Consider the following 17,210-nt stretch of genomic DNA (forward strand, 5'->3'; position numbering starts at 1 on the left):
TCAGGCGCCTTTCGTGGAAGCAAAGGACTCAAGCGTAGCGTCCGGGAAAGCCTCGAACGCCGCGCGGACCGCAGGATCCGCGAGTACTTCAGAGCGAACGCGCTCCTCGGCCATTTTCTCCTGATCGAGAAGCGACGGCTCGCCGGCCTCGTCGGAAAGGGACACTTGCCAGGGCGCCCCGGTCGCCGCTTTGAGAGCGGCTCCGAGGTCTCGCGGCCAATCGCCGCCCAACGGTCGCGTTGGCCTCAGCACCAGCTCTGGCGGGGCGAAGCGCACCAGTCCAACCTGATCATGGAGTTGGACGGCGATCTGATGCTTCCCATTCTTCTCGAGCAAAGCGATCAGCGCCGGGAAGTCTGAAGGGAGTTGTGCAGTTGGGCCGGTGAGCTTTGACGAGGCACTTGGCGCGACGGGAGCCGCGGCAGCCTCGCCCGACAGGCGGGACAGAACGGCTGCGGGGTCCGGAAGGTCGGCTGCGTGAATGAGCCGCAGAAGCGCCATCATCGCAGCTTCGCGCGGGTCGGGAGCGATCTGGACGTCAGCCAGACCCTTCAAGAGCATCTGCCAGACGCGGTGGATCTGCCCCCAGCCCAGCTGATCGGCCAAGCGCTCCGCGGCGTCGCGCTGCTCTGCCGGGAGACCTTCGGCGGCCGCACCCGCCTTGGTGCGCGTGGCGAAATGAAGCTCTTCCATCAGGCCGCGCAGGAGCGCGCTCGGATCCATGCCAAGGTCGTGCGCTTCGTCGAGATCCAGCAAAGTGGAAGCCGCGTCGCCGGCGAGCGCATGCTCGAGCAACCGCCGGATGCGTCCGCGGTCCGCGAGACCCAACATGTCGCGCACCTGCTCGGCGGTAACGGTCCCGCCACCATGAGCGATTGCCTGGTCGAGGATCGACAAGCCGTCGCGCGCTGACCCTTCGGCCGCGCGCGCAATCATGCGCAGCGCATCCTCTTCGACCTCGACGCCCTCGGCTTCGGAAACGTCGGCGAAATGGGCCGCCAGCTTCTCCGCGGGGATGCGCTTGAGGTCGAAGCGCTGTGTCCGAGACAGCACCGTCAGCGGAACCTTGTCCACCTCGGTCGTTGCGAAGAGGAACTTCACATGCTCAGGCGGCTCCTCAAGAGTTTTCAACAAGGCGTTGAAAGCACTCTTTGAAAGCATGTGGACTTCGTCGATGATGTAAATCTTGTAGCGGGCGTTGACGGACGCATAACGTACCGCATCGATGATCTCGCGGACGTCGTCCACACCCGTGTGTGATGCGGCGTCCATTTCGATCACATCGATGTGTCGTCCCTCGGCGATCGCCTTGCACTGTTCGCAGACGCCGCAGGGCGCGATGGTCGGACCACCCTGCCCGTCCGGGCCGACGCAGTTGAGCGCCTTGGCCACGAGACGAGCGGTCGAAGTCTTTCCGACCCCACGAACGCCAGTCAGCAGGAATGCATGCGCAATGCGGCCGCGCGCGATCGCATTCGCCAGCGTCTGCACCATCGCGTCCTGGCCGATGAGCTCGGAGAAATTCTGCGGGCGGTACTTGCGGGCAAGCACGCGATAGGGAGAGGCAGCAGCCTTCTGAGGCACCTCGGGCAGATCGAGGCCGAGGCCAGGCGATTCGGGTTCGTCCATCAGCTTTGGTTTAGGGGCGCTGGTGGGTCCGCGCCAAGGGCTGGAGGTGGGAGCCGGAACGACCCGAGACGAAATCGTTGTGGCTGCTTCCTTCCGGATCTGACCAGGTTGGCGACAGCCTCGTCCGCCCGACTCCCGCGGCGCATATGGGTGAAGAGCTTGGACCGTGCAAGCTTGCCGCTATCCGCGCTCCTTCATTGGCCATTCACGCAGCCCGCCGGATGTCGCATTGGCTGAGCCGGAGGCGCCCGCATGTTACTTTTCGCTTTGATCCCGTTTCTCGCTGCCGCCGCGCAGGCGAGCGGAGCGCCGTCACCCATCGTCGTCACGGCATATCCTTGGGCGCCGTTCATCAGCCCGATGGGAGAGCCGTTTCGGTCACGGGCGTCGACTGACGATCCGTTCGCGCGTTGGTTTCGCGAGGCTGACCGCAACCAGGACGGGGTGCTGACGTCCGACGAGATGCGTGCCGACGCCGAACGGTTCTTCGCCAGGCTGGACGCCAATCAAGACGGGAGAATCGATTCCGAGGAACGCATGGCCTACGAAGCGGAAATCGCACCGGAGGTTGAGTCCAACTCAAAGTGGAAACAGACCCGGCAGGAGATCGCCGCGGAGCGTTGGTCAGATGATGATTCGGAACGAAGCGACCGAAGACGGCGATGGGCGAAGGATGTCGATGGATATCAACCCGACGGCCTTCAGGGCGCAGCCCGATACGGCTTGCTCAATCTCCCGGAACCCGTTGCAGGAGCGGATGCGGATTTCGACCGGTTCGTCTCACTGGACGAATTCAGACGCGCCGCCTCCTATCGATTTCAGCTGCTGGACAGCGACCACACAGGCAGGCTCACGTTTGACAGCCTGAAAGATCTTCTACCCTCCCGACCGAAGGAGGGACAGCGCGTCAAACGCCCCAAGAAAACCCACGACACGAGAATCGGTCTTCCGCTGCCAGAAGGGAACTAGCTGGCCGCGCGTCCCTCAGTGCGCTCACGACCTTCTTCAGCCGTACAGCCAGTTCTTGGACCCGGCGGGAATGCGAACGTCGAGCGTCTCCATCCCCTCAGACAGGATGATCTGGCAGGCTAGCCGTGACGTGCGCGTCGCATGAGCGGCGAGATCGAGCAGATCCTCTTCTTCGTCGCTCGCGCGCGGCAGCTTCGCGAAATCCGATTTGTCGACGATCACGTGGCAGGTCGAACAGGCCATCACGCCTTCGCAGGCGCCTTCGAGTGGCTGGTCCGCCGCCCAGGCGATATCGAGCAGGCGCGTGCCCGCCTTGGCCTCGACTTCCTTGTCGAGCGTGCCATCCGGCTTGTGAAAGCGCACCTTGATCACGCGGCGAGCCCCTGTTGGTCGCGAGCAGTGGCGTCAATCCGTCGAACGGCGCTCACGAGCTCTTCCTCGCCGGTGTAACGTCCGAAGCCGAGGCGGATCGATGATCGTGCCTCGCGATCGCTGAGCCCGATCGCACGCAACACGTGGCTGGGGCGCCCTGATCCGCTCGCGCAGGCGCTTCCGAGCGAGAAAGCGATGTCGCGAAGGTCGGAAATGAGACGCGCCGCATCGAGACCTTCACGCCGGATGTTTAGATTGCCGTGGTAACGGGCTTCAGCGCTGCCGTTCACGGTCCAGCCGGGGCCGAGCTCTGCGACGGCCGCATTCCAAAGGCGCTCCACGTGCTCGTCGTCCCTTTCGCGACGCTCTGACGCCAGCTTCGCCGCAGCGCCGAAGCCGACGCACAAAGCCGGCGAAAGCGTTCCGGAGCGAATGCCCATCTCCTGACCACCGCCGTGGATCAGTGGGGTCGGCTGGAGGCCGTCGCGCATCCATAGCGCGCCGATTGCCTTCAGCCCGTGAATCTTGTGAGCAGACACGGCAAGGAGGTCCGGCCCCTCCGGGATGGTCACCCGGCCCAGCCCCTGGACCGCATCGCATAGCATCAACGCTCCGGCGTCGTGCGCGAGCGCTGCAATTTCGGCGATCGGCTGGATGACGCCGATCTCATTGTTCACAAGCATGACGGCCACGATCGCGACGTCGTCGCGCAAAGCTGCCTTGACGTCATCGAGGCTCAGCAGGCCGTCGGGACCAACGGGCAAGCGCGTCACTTCGTGGCCCCGACGCTCGAGCCACTCGCACGTGTCGAGCACTGCGGCATGCTCCGTCCCGACGGTGACGGTGCGAGTCCGGCCCGTGGGCGCTTTCTCCAAGCTGCCCTTCAGCGCCCAGTTCAGGGCTTCCGTCGCGCCCCCGGTGAAGGCCAGACCTCCGCCCGAAAGGCCGATCGCCCGCTCGACCTGCTTCCGTGCAACCTCGATGACCGCGGCAGCTTCCCGCCCCGAGCGCGAAGGCGAGTGCGGATTGGCGAACTTCTCCTCCACCCAGGGCGCCATCGCCTCTGCAACCTCGGGAGCCACGGGGGTCGTCGCCTGGTAATCGAGGTAGATCATGCTGCTCTCTACGAAGCCCTGTCGTGGATGCGCCGCCATTCGCCGAGGAAGCGGTCGACGTCGGCTTCGCCGGTATCTGCCCCGAAGCTGACCCGAACGAAGCAGGAGGCGATTTCAGCCGGTAGTCCCATCGCTTCGAGCACGACGCTCGGCTTCATACTTCCGGATGAGCAGGCGCTGCCCGCCGACACGGCAATTCCCGCAAGATCGAACTGCACCAGCTGGCTCGAGCTCGCGACCCCGGGCATCGCGTAGGACCCGATGGTGGCAATGCGGGGACTCTCTCCGGCGACGATCACCCCGCCCGCGTCGACGATGCCCGTCTCCACGCGCGAACGAAGCGCGGTCAAGCGATCCATGTCGTACGGCTGAGCAGTCAGAGCCGCGGCAAAGCCAGCCGCACTCGGCGCATCCTGCGTTCCCCGGCGATTTCCCCTCTCTTGCCCGCCGACCGGCTCCAGCGTCGAGGAATCCTTGACCAGGAGAACGCCGACGCCGGGCGGGCCGCCAAGCTTGTGCGCACAGGCCGCGATGAAGTCAGCGTCGGGAAGCGGCATCTTACCGGCGCTCTGTGCGCAGTCCGCGAGAAGTAGCGATCCGGCATCGCGAACTCGGGCCGCAATGCGGTCGAGCGGCTGGATGACGCCCGTCTCATTGTTCACCTGCTGGATCGCAACGAGCGCTGGTCCCGCGGTCAATGCGGTATCGAGAGAGGCTTCGTCGATTAGGCCATCCTGCCGAACGCGCAGGACCTTCGATCCGGGCCCCATCGCATGCGGCACGATCGCATGCTCCGTCGCGCCGTGTGCGCGTCCCGAAATCCGCGCCCGCTTCGCGACGATCTCGACCGCCTCGCTGGCGCCCGAAGTGAAGATGACGTCATGGCGCCAATCGAGCGCTTCGGCGATATCCTGGCGGGCCTTCTCGAGAGTCGATCGGGCAGCTCGCCCTTCCGCGTGAGGAGAGCTGGGATTGGCCCACGTCTCGAGCGCCTGAGCAATGGCGGCGAGCGCAGCCGGCAGCACCGGTGTCGTCGCTGCGTGGTCGAGATAAAGTCGATTCGAAGCGGTCAATTCTAGCGGATTCCTGCAGATTGCCAGTTTGAAGCCCTCGCCTATATAGGACCCGCCGCCGCGGTGCACCCGCACTCGCGGCTGAAGCCGTTATCGCGAACACACGGAATTCCATGCCCGAAGTCATTTTTCCCGGCCCGGAGGGGCGTCTCGAAGGTCGTTTTCATCCCGGCACGCGTCCCCGCGCGCCTGTCGCCCTGATCCTGCATTCGCATCCGCAGGCGGGTGGCACGATGAACAACAAGATCGTGCAGCTGCTCTACCAAACCTTTGTGAAGCGCGGCTTTGCGACGCTCCGCTTCAACTTCCGCGGCGTCGGCAAGAGCCAGGGAACGTTCGACAACGGCATCGGCGAGCTTTCCGACGCAGCCAGCGCGCTCGATTGGGTGCAGCAGATCCATCCCGAGGCCGAGACGACTTGGGTCGCCGGCGTCAGCTTCGGCGCCTGGATCGGCATGCAGCTGCTCATGCGTCGTCCCGAGATCCGCGGCTTCATTTCGATCGCACCGCCGGCGAACATGTACGACTTCAGTTTCCTCGCCCCCTGCCCCTCTTCGGGGATCATAATCCAGGGCGAGGCGGACGAAGTCGTAACACCAAGCGCGGTCCAGAAGCTGGTCGACAAGCTTCGAACGCAGAGGCACATCACCATCCATCACGACCTCATCCCGGGCGCGAACCACTTCTTCGCAAACGAGCTCGATCTGCTGATGAAGAGCGTGGACGATTATCTCGACATGCGCCTCGCCACCGACCCGATCCGTCCGGCGACGATCTCCAAGCGCTAGAGCGTCCAGATCAGGACATTGCCGATCAAGACCACGGCCGCGGCGAGCATCAGCAGCCCGCGGCCGCGATCGGCCTTGCGCCGCGCGAGCCGGATCCCTCCGATCGCGAGCAGGAGCGCGGCGATCATCGCGACCGCCATGACTGCTGACGTCAGATCGCTCAAAACAGGTTCCCAGTTTCACTAAGGCTTAACATGTGCTGCCGCATGAAGGCAGGCATGCGCATAGAAGAGCAGCAGGCGCGCCTCGAAGAGGCGTTCGACCGGATCGAGGAAACGATCCTGCCGTGCATCGCCATGATGCTGGAATCCCTGCTGGACGCATCGAAGAGCATCGCTGAGACCGACCCGAAGGCGCTCGCGGCTGAGCTGCAGATCCTTGCGGCGGAGCTGGAAGAGCTGACCCGCGCCGTGGAGCGCAGCAGCCCTGTCCATCTCGAGCCCGGCGAGTACAAGACGGCGGCCGCTTAGGCTTCGACCGACACGATCTCGGCATGAAGCGCCGGATCGACATTCCCTCCAGACAGCACGACGACGGTGCCTTCCTCCGGCGCGACCTTCCCAGCCAGAAGAGCTGCAAGTGCCGCCGCGCCGCCCGGTTCGACAGTCAGCTCGTGCTTCTCCCAGGCCCAACGAATGGCGTCGCGGACTTCGGCGTCGCTAACGAACAGGGCCTGCGATGCGCGTTCGCGGAGGATACCGAACGTGATCGGCGACACGCGGGGCGTCTGTAGCGCGTCGCAGAGCGTGGGAGGCGCATCCACGCCAACCGGGACGATCTCACCCCCTTCCAACGAATGCCGCATGTCGTCCCAGCCTTCGGGCTCGACGATAACGATCTCCGCGTCGGGACAGGCGAGCGCGATCCCAGACGCGAGCCCGCCGCCACCGCACGGAACGATGATGCGTCGAGGCGGCTCGGGCATCTGCTCGAGGATCTCCAGGCCTGCAGTACCCTGCCCCGCAACGATAGCGGGATCATCGAAGCTCGGAACGACCGTGGCGCCGCCCTCCGCAGCCAGCTTCGCAGCGATTTCCTCGCGGCTCTCCCTGTAACGGTCGAAAAAGACGATCTCGGCTCCCTCGGCGCGCGTTCCCTCGATCTTCACGCCCGGGGCGTCCGACGGCATGACGATGATCGCACGCATACCCAGCCGACGAGCCGCGATCGCCACTCCGCGGGCGTGATTGCCCGAGGAGAACGCCACCACGCCCCGCTTCCGCTCGTCTTCGGAAAGCTGGAGCAGCCGGTTGCTCGCGCCCCGAAGCTTGAAGGCCCCGCCGGTCTGAAGGCACTCGCACTTCAGCCAGATTCGTTGTCCTTCGAAATCCGATTCGATCAGCGGGGTACTTTCCACCGACGCTGAGATGCGTTCCCCGGCAGCGATTACGTCGTCTCTTGTGACGATTGGGGTGGTGCTCAACTCTCTGAATTTCCTACCGTTTCGATCAACCGTTGCAGCTCGGCGACAAATGTTCCGACGAATTCACTTGAGGGGGCAAAAAACCTTTACTTAACCGGACCCCCTACATATATCGCGCCTCCGCTGCCCCATGGGACTTCCAACCGCAAGGCAGCTCTTTCGTCGAACTACCCAGTTGGAGGTCCCTTGAGTTGCACAAGCACCATAGCGCGCTGGGGCTAGCTGCCACCCCGTCCGGCATCCTGAGCGGTGCCGATATCGCAAAGCTTCGTCCGGTTCAGCCGGTCACTCTCCTGCGTCCGCATGCCGCGCGTCGCGCTGCCCGTTTCTTCGCCGAGAAGTTTCCAGGCCGCTCGCTCTATGCGGTGAAGGCGAACCCCTCGGCGGACCTGCTGAAGGTGCTGTGGAACGCGGGTGTGACCCACTACGACGTAGCGTCGATCGGTGAAGTGCGGCTGGTCCATGACACGCTGCCCGAAGCCGTTCTCTGCTTCATGCACCCGGTGAAGGCGGCTGAGGCGATCGCCGAGGCGTATTTCGAGCATGGCGTGAAGACCTTCAGCCTCGACACGCTCGAGGAGTTGGAGAAAATCGTCGAGGCGACGTCGAAGGACGGTGTCCCCGCGACCGATCTCAATTTGCTTGTCCGCCTCCAGGTGAACAACGAGCATGCCAAGCTCAGCCTCGGTGCCAAGTTCGGCGCACAGGCCGAGGACGTGAAGGCGCTTCTCTTCGCGACCCGCCAGGCGGCCGATGCCCTCGGCATCTGCTTCCACGTGGGCAGCCAGGCGATGAGCCCGGCGGCCTACGCCGAGGCGATGGGCCGCGTTCGCGATGCGATCGTACAGGCCGCGGTCACCGTCGACATCGTCGATGTCGGAGGCGGCTTTCCGTCCTGGTATCCGGGCATGGAGCCTCCGCCGCTCGAGAACTACTTCGCCATCATCCACGAGAGCTTCGAGAAACTGCCGATAAGCTACTCGGCCGAGCTGTGGTGCGAGCCGGGCCGTGCCCTGTGCGCCGAGTACAGCAGCATCGTCGTCCGCGTCGAAAAGCGTCGCGGCAGCGAGCTGTACATCAATGACGGCGCCTATGGTGCGTTGTTCGACGCTGCGCACATCGGCTGGCGCTATCCGGTGCGGCTGCTACGCGACGAGGAATCGGACGTTCGGCCGATCGAGTTCAGCTTCTACGGCCCGACTTGCGACGATCTCGACCATATGGCTGGCCCGTTCGAGCTTCCGGCCGACGTTCAGGCCGGCGACTATATCGAGATCGGCATGCTCGGTGCCTATGGCTGCGCCATGCGCACCGGCTTCAACGGCTTCGGTACGGAGCGGACGGAAATCGTCCAGGACGAGCCGATGGCCAGCCTTTATGCGGCCGTCGAGCACAGGCGCTCGAACGTCGTAAAGCTGTAACCGTTTCTCCCCTTCCGTTGCGACGGAAGGGGAGCTAACCGCCGCGCGCGGCATTTTCGGGGTGAGGCTGTCCCCCGCATGAAACGACATGCCCTTTTTGCTGAAGCCGGGCTCGACCGCGAGGCCGGCGCCTATTGGAGCATGAAATGACGACCGATACGCTGAACAAGGTTCAGGACGCCGACCGGATCAACGATACCCGTAAGGCGGAACTGCTCGCGACGCCGATCGAGCACATCGACATCACCAAGTTCGACGCCCGCCCGATCATCGATTCGATGGGCAAGATGAGCTTCACCAGCCGCGACCTGTCGCGCGCCACGGGCATCTACAACACGATGCTCGAGGACAAGGATTGCTCGATTATCCTGGTGATCGCGGGCTCGACCTCCGCCGGTGGCTGCATGGATCTCTACGCAGAGCTCGTGAAGTCCAACATGGTCGACGCGATCGTCGCCACCGGCGCCTCGATCGTCGACATGGATTTCTTCGAAGCGCTTGGCCACAAGCACTACCAAGCCAATGAAATTCCTGACGATGATACGCTTCGGTCGCTCTACATCGACCGCATCTACGACACGTACATCGACGAGCAGCAGCTTCAGGATTGCGACTTCACGATCGGCAAGATCGCCGACAGCCTGGAGCCGCGCGCCTACTCCAGCCGCGCGTTCATCCGCGAGATGGGCAAGTGGCTGAGCGAGGGCAACGCCAAGAAGCAGGGCAGCCTCGTGCAGCTCGCCTATGAGCATGACGTGCCGATCTTCTGCCCGGCGTTCGTCGACAGCTCCGCGGGCTTCGGGCTCGTGAAGCACCAGGTCGACGCCATGAAGCGCGGCGGCCACTACATGGTGCTCGACGCGATCGCGGACTTCCGTGAGCTGACCGACATCAAGATCAAGGCGGGCACCACTGGCCTGCTGATGATCGGCGGCGGCGTTCCGAAGAACTTCACGCAGGACACGGTCGTCTGCGCCGAGATCCTCGGCCACGAGGATGTCGAGGTCCACAAGTATGCGGTGCAGATCACCGTTGCGGACGTCCGCGACGGCGCCTGCTCCTCCTCGACGCTTCAGGAAGCGGCGAGCTGGGGCAAGGTTTCGACCGCGATGGAGCAGATGGTGTTCGCCGAGGCGACCAGCGTCCTTCCGTTGCTCGCGTCTGACGCATGGCATCGCGGCGCTTGGCGCAATCGCGAGAAGCGGCGCTTCGCCAAGCTTTTCGACTAGGATTGCCAAGCGGTACGAAGTGAAGCAGCCTCCCCCTGGGAACAGGGGGAGGCTTTTTCATGCAGTACAGCCCAATTCTCGCGCCGGTCGTTGCACTGGTCGCGTGGACGCTCGTCATGCTGGTGTGGATGGCGATCGCACGCCGGGCAGCATTCGCGAAACTCGGCATCAATTGGGGGACGATCCCGCGCGGCTCCCGGGGAGTGAACCTCGACGGGCGGGCGCCCGACGAGGCCCAATGGCCGTCCCACAACTACAATCACCTCATGGAACAGCCCACGATCTTCTATGCGATCGCGCTGACCCTCGCGATGATGGATATGGGCCACGGCCTCAACTACTGGCTGGCCTGGGGCTATGTCGGGCTGCGCATGATCCACAGCATCGTGCAGTCGACCGTGAACATCGTGGCCATCCGGTTCCCGATCTTCGCTTTGGCCTCACTGTGCCTGCTGGCATTGACCGTGCACGCAGGCGCCCGGATCCTGCACGACTGCCTCGGTACCGGAGTTTTCGTGCACTAGCGGCTGAAGGCCGCCGCAAGCTCCACGTGAGTCGACCAGCGAAACTGGCCGACCGGACGGACCCATTCGAGCGAATAGCCGCCGTCGACGAGCATCCTGGCGTCGCGGGCGAAGGTCGCCGGATTGCAGCTCTCGTAGGCGATCTTCCGAACGGCTGAGCCTGCAAGAGCATTCATCTGCTGCTCCGCTCCCGCCCTCGGGGGGTCGAGAACGACGGCGTCGAAGTTGTTGATTTCGCTAACGTCGAGCGGTCGACGATACAGATCGCGATGTTCGACCGCGATCGTGGAAGCCGCGCGCTTCAGCGCCAGCACGGCGTCACGCGACGCCTCGGCCGCATAGACCTTCCCCTTCAGCGCAAGCGCGAACGTGCCGAGGCCAGCGAAGAGATCAGCTATCCTCTCTGCGTTCCCCACAGCCTCTCGGACGCAGTCAACCAGCGCAGCCTCGCCGTCCGCCGTCGCCTGGAGAAATGCGCCGACGGGAAGAGTCACCGGCGTGCCCGACAGCGAGATCGTTGTCGGGACAGGCTCGAAGAGCGTCTCTGGACCGAGACCCTGGTCGATCGACAGCCGCGCGAGCTTGTGGCGCTCGCAGAAGGCGGTCAGCGCCTCCATCGCCTGCAGTCCCTGCGGCTCAACGCCCTTCAGCATGACGTCAACGCCCTGATCGACCAGCGTCAGCTGCACCTCTCCCGTCCTCCGCGGCATCAGGAGACCCGCGATCAATTCGCGCAGCGGACCGACCAACTCGACGAGTTCTGGCCTGAGGATATGGTTCTCGCGCATGTCCACGATGCGATGGGATTTGGCGGCGTTGAAGCCGACGACAGCTCCTTTTCCGACTTTCAGCGCACGCAGCGTGGCTCGGCGGCGGCTGTTCGGGGGCGAGAGGTGCGGGACCCGAACCTCGGCCTGCAGATCGTGCTGGTCAAGCGCGGTCTCTAAGCGAGAGACGAGGTAGGATCGGTAGGCCTCGTCATCGACGTGCTGGAGCTGGCACCCACCGCACTCGGGAAAGTGCCGGCAAGGCGGCTTCTGATGGTGAGGCCCTGGTGTGAGGCTCCCATCGTCGGTGATCGTATCGCCCGGCACTCCGAACGGCACGTGACGCCCCGACGCGGTGACACCGTCTCCGCGGGCGGCAATCCGGACGACGTCCTCAGGCATCGACGAGCGACAGAGCCTTCGGGATGGCCGCAATGAGATCGTCGGCGATCATGCTCGGACCAGCGATCTCGGCCGCGCGGCCATGCAGCCAGACGGCGGCACAAGCAGCCTCGAACCCGTCGAGCGCGCGCGCACGCATGGCGGCGATCATTCCCGCGAGGACGTCGCCCGTTCCGGCGCTCGCGAGCCAAGCGGGTGCGGGCAGAGCGAAGCCGAGCCGCCCGTCATCCGCAGCCACCACCGTATCCGGCCCCTTGTAGACGACGACGGCGCCGGAGCGGCGCGCCGCTTCCAGCGCCCGATCGGCTTTCGAGCCTTCCAGCCTGCCGAAGAGGCGCTGAAACTCGCCTTCGTGGGGCGTGACGATAGCATTTTGGCCCCGCAGCCGCTCCGGATCGCCCAGGTGGGTGATGCCGTCAGCGTCGATCACCTTCGGAACATGCGACGTGAGCGCCATGGTAAGCACCTGCGGCAGGTTGCCCATCCCGGGGCCTACGAGCAGGCAGCCGATACGCTGGTCATTGATCTCGGCGGTGTCGGTCTGGACGATCGCAGACGGAAGACCGTCGATGCTGCGGGACGTGCTGACGCGCACATAGCCAGCACCGGACCGCGCCGCGGCCTTGGCCGCCAAGGCGATGGCGCCAGGCATTGTCCCGGCCAAGGCATGCACAAGCCCGCGGGAATATTTGTGCGCGTCGGGCTTCAGCGGCGCCAGCCGTGGTTGGCCGATCTCGGCCCACGCGCTCGTTGCATCAACGCCGATGTCCGCCAGCACGACGCGACCGCATTTGTGGCTAGCCGGGAAGAGACGGTGGCACGGCTTCAGCGCCCCAAAGGTCACGGTCAGGTCGAAATCCGGAACGGGACTTAGCTCGACGCCAGAGTCACTCTGTACTCCGCTCGGCAGGTCGCAGGCCACGCGCACGTGGGCTTCCGTCGCAAGCCTGGATAATATCAAAACTACAATATCTTCCAGACCGCGCTTGAGGCCGGTTCCGAATAAAGCGTCAATCAGCAGCGGCGCGGATTTAGTCTCCTCACTGAGCGTCTCGACATCACCTTCCCACTGATCGCGCGCCCATTTCGCGGCATCGCTCTTCGGTTCGCCGAGAGCGGCAATCCGAACAGGCACACCATGCTTCGCGAGGTGTCTTGCCGCGACGTAGCCGTCGCCGCCATTGTTGCCGGGCCCCACGAGAATAAGGATGGGCATCTTGCCTGCATAGAGGTAGGCGGCTTCTGCCAGTGCTGCGCCGGCCCGCTCCATAAGCGTTTCAACCGCAGTCCCAGCGTCGATCGCCTCCTGCTCGGCGGCAATCATTTGCGCTGTCGTGAGGATGGGGCGGTCGCCGGTCATTGCGGGCGCCTTAGCGCAGATAGGTCGCCAGCTTCCACCATTCGCGCGGAACAGCGACAGATGCTGCATCGCGGGCCTCTTCGCTGTCGAACAAGGCAAAGCAGGTTGCCCCCGAGCCCGACATTCGCACTACTTCCGCGCCCTGCTGAACCGAAAGCCAGGCGAGCACTGCACCGACGAGCGGGACCATCGCAGTGGCGATCGGCTCAAGGTCGTTCCGGCCATCGCGCCAGTCGTCCAAGGATCCTTTGTCCTCACCGTTCCAGCGGGCGAACACCTCTCTGGTCGACACTTCGACCCGTGGATTGATGAGCAGGACCGGCTTGCCGCTCACCCCTGCATCCGTAAGCTGGAGGTCGTCCCCTGCCCCATCCCCCCTCGCCGTCATGCTTAGGAGGCACGCGGGGACATCCGCGCCAAGCGTCGGCGCGATAGCCGCTGCATGCTTCGGATCGATCGCCCACAGTCGCGTCAGCAGGCGCAGGGTGGCGGCTGCATCCGCCGACCCGCCCCCTATCCCGGATGCGACCGGCAAATTTTTGGTCAAAGCGAGCGCGGCACCGCCTTTGACGCCTGCGCGCTCCTGCAGGGCCTGCGCGGCGCGGAGCGCGAGATTTTCATCTGAAGAACCAAGATCCGAAACGAACGGACCGGATATCTTAAGCGAAAGATCATCGGCAGGCGTGACCGCCAAGCGGTCGCCGTCTGTGCAGAATGCGAAGATCGTCTCGATCCGATGCCGCCCATCGGGCAGCTTGCCGCGGACGTGGAGAGCAAGGTTCAGCTTGGCTGGAGCCGGCTCGACCAGTTCCATCAAGGAGCGGCGCTCGCCGGCGTCAGGCCGGTCTCGAGCTTTGCCTTCACCCTCTGCGTGATCTCATCATCGCCCGTGATCAGGGCGGCCGACCAGGCGTAACGCGCCTCGAAGCGATTTCCGGCCTTGTACAGCGCGTCCCCGAGATGCTCGTGGATCTCGGCCTGCGTCGGATCGCCCTTGGCGGCGCGGGTCAGGATCTCGATCGCTTCGGCCGTACGCCCTCGCTTGTAGAGCGCCCAGCCGAGGGAATCCGTGATCGATGCGTCGTCCGGCGCGAGCGCACTCGCCTTCCGGATCATCGCTTCGGCCGCATCCATGTTCTCGCCGCGCTCAAGCTGCGCATAACCGAGGAAGTTGAGGATGAGCGGCTCGTTAGGAGCCAATGCCAGCGCGGTGGTCAAAGCCGCGCGTGCCTCGGGCCAGCGATTGCCCTGCTCCAACGCGCTCGCCTGCAAGAGGAGCAAGGGCCAGCGATCTTCCGGCTTCGCGTTCGCGGCCAGCTGTAGGGCGCGATCGTAGGCCCCGGCCGCATCGCCGTAGCGCTTGAGCGCGGCAAAGGCGTCGCCGAGCCGCGCATAATCCGAAACGGCCGTCATCCCGGAATCGATGGCCCGCTGCGCCGCTTGCAGCGCTTCCTGGTCACGATCCGAGCCGATCAATGCACGAATTTCAGCATCCCGAGCCTGCGGCGCGAGCGGGTCGCTGTTCGGCACGGTCCGGAGAACGGCTAGTGCTTCAGGCGTACGGTCGCGGCGGTCGAGCAAAGCCCCCAGCATCACAGCCACCGCACTGTTATCGGGGGCCGCAAAGCGAGCGACCTGTGAGAATGACACCGGAAGCGTCGGATTGCGCAGCCGGTTGAGCTCGGCGGCGAGCACGATCAGCACCTCGGCGAAGGCTTCACGGCTATTGTCGACGCGCAGGTTGTCGGCTTTGCCTTGGAGCACCCCCTCCCGAGCGCGGTCCGCCTCCGTTCCGAGATCGTCCAACAGGGCAACGGCGCGAGCGCGGTCCCCCGCAGCCAGGTAGCCGTCCGCGAAAGCGATCCTGAGGCGCATGTCGCGGCCGCCGGCAACCTTCAGCGCCTGGGTGACATAAGGCTCGGCCTCGGCCGACCGCCTGAACTTCAGCAGAATAAGTGCGCGATGCTCGGGCCCGAGCGCAGCAAGCAGGTTGGGCGCTGCGAGAGTGTCGAGCGCCGACAAAGCTCCTGCCTGATTCCCGGCGTCCGCAGCCGCCCAAGCCTGCACGAAGGGCTTGAGAAAACCGAAGTCCGTCGCATCCGTCCCGCCCTGCAGCAAAGCCAAAGCACGTGCGGTGTCGTTGGAGCGAAGCGCATCCGCCACCAGCAGCATGCGCGCCTCGCTGGGCAAGGACGCTGCCGGCATGCTCTTTGACAGCCTCAGCGCCAGCTTCATGTCCCCGGCGCTGATGGCCTGCGAGACGGCCTCCTTGGCGACCGTCGGGTTCGCAACGCTCGTATCGACGAGCTGCGCCAGAAGCTGCGCTGAGCGCGCATGGTTTCCGTCGATCGCGGCTGCGCGGGCTTCCAAATAGACGCGGCCCGGATCCAGGCGGCTGAACGCCGCGGCGGGCGTCGGCACAAGCGCCGCGACAGCGACCGAAGCGATCAGCAGGCTACATGTTCGGGTAATTCGGCCCTCCACCACCTTCGGGAGTGACCCAGTTGATGTTCTGGGTCGGGTCCTTGATGTCGCAGGTTTTGCAATGAACACAGTTCTGAGCATTGATCTGCAGCCGCGGCCTCCCGTCCGCTTCCTCGACAAACTCGTAAACGCCCGCGGGGCAATAACGCTGCTCCGGGCCGTCGTAGAGCGCCAGGTTCACTTCTACGGGTACGGCCGCATCCTTTAGCGTCAAGTGAACAGGCTGGTCTTCCTCGTGATTGGTGTTCGACAGGAACACCGACGTGAGGCGGTCGAAGGTGAGCACGCCGTCCGGCTTGGGATAGGCGATCGGCCTGACCGCGTCCTTGCGGCGCAGGGTCGTGTTGTCCGCCTTATGCTTGAGCGTCCACGGCAGGCTCATCCCGATCTGCCCCAGCCACATGTCGAGGCCAGCATAGAGGGTACCCAGGGTACCGCCGAAATGCGCCACGGCGGGCTGCGCGTTGCGCACCAGGCGGAGCTCCTTCTCAACCCAGCTCGACCGCAGCTGCGTCGGATAGTCCTGAAGCAGGTCCGCGGAACGGTCGTTCGTGATGGCCTCGAACGCCGCTTCGGCCGCGAGCATGGCCGACTTCATCGCCGTGTGCGTGCCCTTGATGCGCGGCACGTTCACGAATCCTGCGGAGCAGCCGATCAGAGCGCCGCCTGGAAAGACCAGCTCCGGGATAGCCTGCCATCCACCTTCATTGATCGCGCGCGCGCCGTAAGAGACGCGACGGCCGCCTTCGATCTCGGCGCGAATGGCCGGATGGGTCTTCCAGCGCTGGAATTCCTCGAAAGGCGAGACGTACGGGTTGGAATAGTCGAGCGCGACTACGAAGCCGAGAGCGACCTGGTTGTTCTCCTGGTGATAGAGGAAGCCGCCACCCCAGGCGTCTTCGAGCGGCCAGCCCTGCGTGTGGATCACTCGCCCCGGCTTATGCTTTTCGGCAGGAACGTCCCACAACTCCTTGACGCCTAAGCCATAAACCTGCGGTCCGGATTTGTCGCGGAGCCCGAAAATGCGGACCAGTTCCTTGGTCAGGCTGCCCCGCGCTCCCTCGGCGAAAAAGGTGTACTTGGCGTGGAGCTCCATGCCGGGCTGGTAGTCGGGACGATGCGAACCGTCTCGAGCGATGCCCATGTCGCCAGTCGCCACCCCCTTCACCGAGCCGTCTTCGTTGAAGAGGACTTCCGCGGCAGGGAACCCCGGGAAGATTTCCACGCCCAGCTCTTCGGCCTGCCCGGCTAGCCAGCGGCAGAGGTTGCCGAGGCTTAGCGTGTACGTCCCCTTGTTCCGCATGAAGGGCGGAAGCAGGAAGTGCGGCATGCCGAACTTGCCCGTTTTGGTAAGCACCCAGTGGTGGTTTTCTGTCACCGGCACGTTGAGCGGCGCCCCGCGCTCCTTCCAATCGGGAATGAGCTCATTGAGCGCCTTCGGATCGATGACCGCGCCCGACAGGATATGCGCGCCGACCTCGCTCCCCTTCTCCAGGATGCAAACGGAGATTTCGCGTTCGGCGAGCGCCGCCAATTGCTTCAGGCGGATCGCCGCGGAAAGGCCGGCAGGCCCCGCACCGACGATCACCACGTCGTAAGCCATGGATTCGCGTTCGCTCATCGTTCCCCTCGTCGCGCCGCTGGGGCGCCTTGC

At 64.6% G+C, this 17,210-nt stretch carries 17 protein-coding genes and 1 other RNA gene; 6 read left to right on the forward strand and 12 right to left on the reverse strand.

The window, feature by feature from the left end; translation table 11 throughout:
* Both LZ016_RS04710 and ffs read right to left on the reverse strand, forming a co-directional pair.
* Positions 1-1,629: a DNA polymerase III subunit gamma/tau gene (locus LZ016_RS04710; RefSeq protein WP_241446170.1), complete on the reverse strand. Its 1,629-nt coding sequence runs from the start codon at positions 1,627-1,629 to the stop codon at positions 1-3.
* 42 nt (positions 1,630-1,671) lie between these two features.
* Positions 1,672-1,769, reverse strand: an RNA gene (ffs, locus tag LZ016_RS04715) — signal recognition particle sRNA small type.
* Positions 1,770-1,881: 112 nt separating this feature from the next.
* On the opposite strand from ffs, the gene LZ016_RS04720 reads away from it, so the two are divergent.
* Entirely contained in the window at positions 1,882-2,598 is a 717-nt protein-coding gene (locus LZ016_RS04720; RefSeq protein ID WP_241446172.1) for an EF-hand domain-containing protein, read from the forward strand.
* A gap of 36 nt (positions 2,599-2,634) precedes the next feature.
* Here the strand turns inward: LZ016_RS04720 and LZ016_RS04725 are convergent, their stop codons facing one another.
* The 3 genes from LZ016_RS04725 to LZ016_RS04735 are packed head-to-tail and all read right to left on the reverse strand — an operon-like array spanning position 2,635 to position 5,158.
* Positions 2,635-2,970, reverse strand: coding sequence for a 2Fe-2S iron-sulfur cluster-binding protein (locus LZ016_RS04725; RefSeq protein WP_241446174.1), 336 nt, complete (start codon positions 2,968-2,970; stop codon positions 2,635-2,637).
* The gene (locus LZ016_RS04730; protein ID WP_241446175.1) at positions 2,967-4,085 is read right to left on the reverse strand and encodes a cysteine desulfurase family protein; all 1,119 of its coding nucleotides are present in this window, start codon (positions 4,083-4,085) and stop codon (positions 2,967-2,969) included. Before LZ016_RS04730 ends, LZ016_RS04725 begins: the two co-directional genes overlap by 4 nt.
* An 8-nt stretch (positions 4,086-4,093) precedes the next feature.
* Positions 4,094-5,158, reverse strand: a complete 1,065-nt coding sequence (locus LZ016_RS04735) for a cysteine desulfurase family protein (protein WP_241446176.1) — start codon at positions 5,156-5,158, stop codon at positions 4,094-4,096.
* A gap of 113 nt (positions 5,159-5,271) precedes the next feature.
* Here LZ016_RS04735 and LZ016_RS04740 point away from each other — a divergent pair, with 113 nt between their 5' ends.
* A complete protein-coding gene (locus tag LZ016_RS04740; protein WP_241446177.1) occupies positions 5,272-5,946 on the forward strand; it encodes an alpha/beta hydrolase in 675 nt (224 codons plus the stop codon).
* On the opposite strand, the gene LZ016_RS04745 is transcribed toward LZ016_RS04740, so the two are convergent.
* Positions 5,943-6,110, reverse strand: a complete 168-nt coding sequence (locus tag LZ016_RS04745; protein ID WP_241446178.1) for a hypothetical protein — start codon at positions 6,108-6,110, stop codon at positions 5,943-5,945. The genes LZ016_RS04740 and LZ016_RS04745 overlap by 4 nt on opposite strands.
* Positions 6,111-6,152: 42 nt before the next feature.
* Here LZ016_RS04745 and LZ016_RS04750 point away from each other — a divergent pair, with 42 nt between their 5' ends.
* Positions 6,153-6,416, forward strand: a complete 264-nt coding sequence (locus LZ016_RS04750) for a hypothetical protein (RefSeq protein WP_241446179.1) — start codon at positions 6,153-6,155, stop codon at positions 6,414-6,416.
* Here the strand turns inward: LZ016_RS04750 and LZ016_RS04755 are convergent.
* On the reverse strand, positions 6,413-7,369 hold the full coding sequence (locus tag LZ016_RS04755; RefSeq protein ID WP_241446180.1) for a threonine ammonia-lyase: 957 nt from the start codon (positions 7,367-7,369) through the stop codon (positions 6,413-6,415). The genes LZ016_RS04750 and LZ016_RS04755 overlap by 4 nt on opposite strands.
* 191 nt (positions 7,370-7,560) lie before the next feature.
* Here LZ016_RS04755 and LZ016_RS04760 point away from each other — a divergent pair, with 191 nt between their 5' ends.
* From LZ016_RS04760 to LZ016_RS04770, 3 genes are all read left to right on the forward strand, one after another.
* Positions 7,561-8,790 carry a type III PLP-dependent enzyme gene (locus LZ016_RS04760; protein ID WP_241446182.1) on the forward strand — a complete coding sequence of 410 codons (1,230 nt, stop codon included), beginning with the start codon at positions 7,561-7,563 and terminating at the stop codon, positions 8,788-8,790.
* Positions 8,791-8,936: 146 nt separating this feature from the next.
* Positions 8,937-10,019, forward strand: coding sequence for a 1,9-bis(guanidino)-5-aza-nonane synthase (locus LZ016_RS04765; RefSeq protein WP_241446184.1), 1,083 nt, complete (start codon positions 8,937-8,939; stop codon positions 10,017-10,019).
* Positions 10,020-10,078: 59 nt separating this feature from the next.
* Positions 10,079-10,543, forward strand: a complete 465-nt coding sequence (locus LZ016_RS04770; RefSeq protein ID WP_241446186.1) for an MAPEG family protein — start codon at positions 10,079-10,081, stop codon at positions 10,541-10,543.
* Here the strand turns inward: LZ016_RS04770 and LZ016_RS04775 are convergent.
* The 5 genes from LZ016_RS04775 to LZ016_RS04795 are packed head-to-tail and all read right to left on the reverse strand — an operon-like array spanning position 10,540 to position 17,177.
* Positions 10,540-11,712, reverse strand: a complete 1,173-nt coding sequence (locus LZ016_RS04775; protein WP_241446188.1) for a class I SAM-dependent RNA methyltransferase — start codon at positions 11,710-11,712, stop codon at positions 10,540-10,542. The two genes, LZ016_RS04770 and LZ016_RS04775, sit on opposite strands and share 4 nt — an antisense overlap.
* A complete protein-coding gene (locus LZ016_RS04780; RefSeq protein ID WP_241446189.1) occupies positions 11,705-13,072 on the reverse strand; it encodes an NAD(P)H-hydrate dehydratase in 1,368 nt (455 codons plus the stop codon). Before LZ016_RS04780 ends, LZ016_RS04775 begins: the two co-directional genes overlap by 8 nt.
* A 10-nt stretch (positions 13,073-13,082) precedes the next feature.
* Complete coding sequence (locus LZ016_RS04785; protein ID WP_241446191.1) at positions 13,083-13,889, reverse strand: 4-(cytidine 5'-diphospho)-2-C-methyl-D-erythritol kinase; 807 nt, start codon at positions 13,887-13,889, stop codon at positions 13,083-13,085.
* Complete coding sequence (locus LZ016_RS15650) at positions 13,886-15,493, reverse strand: tetratricopeptide repeat protein (RefSeq protein ID WP_241446192.1); 1,608 nt, start codon at positions 15,491-15,493, stop codon at positions 13,886-13,888. The genes LZ016_RS04785 and LZ016_RS15650 overlap by 4 nt, the downstream gene beginning before the upstream one ends.
* 34 nt (positions 15,494-15,527) lie before the next feature.
* Positions 15,528-17,177 carry an electron transfer flavoprotein-ubiquinone oxidoreductase gene (locus tag LZ016_RS04795; protein ID WP_241446193.1) on the reverse strand — a complete coding sequence of 550 codons (1,650 nt, stop codon included), beginning with the start codon at positions 17,175-17,177 and terminating at the stop codon, positions 15,528-15,530.
* Between the last annotated feature and the right edge of the window lie 33 nt (positions 17,178-17,210).

Origin of the sequence: Sphingomonas telluris (assembly GCF_022568775.1) — a bacterium.
Classification (GTDB): Bacteria; Pseudomonadota; Alphaproteobacteria; order Sphingomonadales; family Sphingomonadaceae; genus Sphingomicrobium; species Sphingomicrobium telluris.